This window comes from Chryseobacterium sp. X308, assembly GCF_020733145.1.
Taxonomy (GTDB): domain Bacteria; phylum Bacteroidota; class Bacteroidia; order Flavobacteriales; family Weeksellaceae; genus Chryseobacterium; species Chryseobacterium cupriresistens.
Map to the genome: position 1 here is coordinate 1 of NZ_JAJFZH010000054.1, position 1,553 is coordinate 1,553.

Genomic DNA, 1,553 nt, shown 5'->3' on the forward strand with positions numbered 1-1,553 from the left:
TGCCGTCAGGATCACGCATTGAAATTGGGTTGTTGCCTACATACGCATATGTGCTTGTAGAAGTATAGGCTTCTGCCAGCTGATCTATGCCGTACCATTTGCCTGTTTCCGGCATATACTGTCGCCAACCGTAGCTTTACATGCCTATTTCCTAAAGCTCTTCCTCATTATATTTTAAAATTAGAGTATTGGTTTTCAATACTCTAATTTATTATCAACACATTTGGATATTACCAAAATTTTAGCTGCCTTGGATGAAAAGTTGGACTCATGATAACTAGAAATACATAAAATAAAAAAGCCCAAAAAACATATAAAAGTACTGTATGAAAAATTCTTTTATTTTTGGAAACGTGCTTAAATTCTTCATTATCTTTGATAGGAATACCTATAAAAGATTTACTAATTATATGATAAATTAAGAGGACAATTACTACAACTGCTAATTTTTCAATTACTGTTGTATCACCTAGACTCACATGTCCATAAAATAACACTCTAAAAAAAGCAAAAATATTTAGTAAAACTGTTATTATTAACATTGTTATTATGTAGATGCCATTATCTCCCCTTTCTCCAAAATATCTATATTGTACATTAGCCCCTAACCAATATATATATCTGATTTTTTTTTTTATTCTTTCCATTTTTTAAAAAGGATTTATATTTATCGCTGCACCTCCTGTTGCGCTATCAATTTCCGATGCAATTATATCATTTAAACCTGTTCCATTATTAAATAAAGCAACTCCTATATCTGCTGCCATCCATGCCCATCCCACAGGACCAATTGAACCTGCTATTACATTAATACTCATTTTAGCAGCTTCTCCAACAGTTACTTTACCATCTTTAATTATTTCATACCCATCCATAGCATAACCAATTACACTAGCTTTTTTAGCTATACCACCCAAAGACCCAGCAAAAGCTTTTGCATTGGCGGCGGCAATTCTTTTTCCGGCAACACCTCTCACAAACCTCCCATTTGCCTGCCTTGCCAAAACGCTTGCATCATTCCATACTCCATTTGCATTTCTCCATCCCCTCTTCATCCATGGTCCGTCATAAAAATGGTAATCAGCCATTCTGCTATATGCAAAATCAGCCATATTTGCCGTTAGTTTAGCAGCATTCCAAAATGTACTTCCGGTATAATTCCAATCAATATTGTCTACAGAATAGTTTTTAAACATCAAAATACCCAACACACCAACTCCTTTCACAAGATTTCCTTCTTCATCGTAGCTATCAGGCATACTAGTCCACCATCTTAAAGCTCCCCCATGATTACTAATACCTACTTCTCCTTTATTAAAAAAAGCAGTCATTAAGTCTGTATATGCCTGAGTCTGTCCAAAAGCCAGATAGCCCCCAGCTCCGCCTTCTCCTGAATGTCGCCCTAGAAATTCATTCATCCTCATTCGAGACTGAGCCATATCTCTGAAAGGATTAGAGTTTCCGGAAGTGTCGATATGTCCATTATCATCCATCCATCTGCCGTCAGGATCACGCATTGAAATTGGGTTGTTGCCTACATACGCATATGTGCT

General features: G+C 36.3%; 2 protein-coding genes and 1 pseudogene. All 3 read right to left on the bottom strand.

Translation table 11 applies throughout. The annotated features are described in order from the left end of the window. Positions 1-121 (bottom strand): annotated as a pseudogene (locus tag LIV57_RS23010) (RHS repeat-associated core domain-containing protein); the annotation flags it as partial. A 109-nt stretch (positions 122-230) separates the two neighbouring features. Then, positions 231-647 carry a hypothetical protein gene (locus LIV57_RS22810; protein ID WP_110011521.1) on the bottom strand — a complete coding sequence of 139 codons (417 nt, stop codon included), beginning with the start codon at positions 645-647 and terminating at the stop codon, positions 231-233. A 3-nt stretch (positions 648-650) separates the two neighbouring features. Further along, positions 651-1,553 (bottom strand): hypothetical protein (locus LIV57_RS22815; protein ID WP_227944442.1); only part of this gene is annotated, 903 nt, incomplete at its 5' end.

Bases quoted from the DNA above. Each gene is read 5' to 3' on its own strand.
- LIV57_RS22810 (WP_110011521.1), bottom strand. From the start codon at position 647: ATGGAAAGAATAAAAAAAAAAATCAGATATATATATTGGTTAGGGGCT.